At 41.2% G+C, this 240-nt stretch carries 1 pseudogene; it reads left to right on the top strand.

From position 1 onward, the window contains the following. Nucleotides 1-240: pseudogene (locus tag AAEY62_RS24475) on the top strand (bifunctional indole-3-glycerol-phosphate synthase TrpC/phosphoribosylanthranilate isomerase TrpF); the annotation flags it as partial.

Below are 240 nucleotides of genomic sequence, written 5' to 3'. Positions count from 1 at the left end.
GAAATCACCCAAGCGTACAAGCAGTATGCCACTTGTATGAGTGTATTAACTGACGAAAAGTACTTTCAGGGTAGCTTTGATTACCTTGAGTTTGTGCGCAGCCAAGTAGAGCAGCCACTTATTTGTAAAGACTTTTTTATTGATGAATACCAAGTTTACATGGCACGTATTTATGGTGGTGACGCTATTTTACTGATGCTATCAGTGCTTGACGATGAGCAGTATAAAGCGCTGCATGCC

The sequence above is a fragment of the Pseudoalteromonas sp. GW168-MNA-CIBAN-0100 genome, from assembly GCF_040309225.1.
Taxonomy (GTDB): Bacteria; Pseudomonadota; Gammaproteobacteria; order Enterobacterales; family Alteromonadaceae; genus Pseudoalteromonas; species Pseudoalteromonas arctica.
The sequence above is the reverse complement of the archived record's forward strand: the minus strand, read 5'-3'. Positions and strand labels throughout refer to the sequence as shown.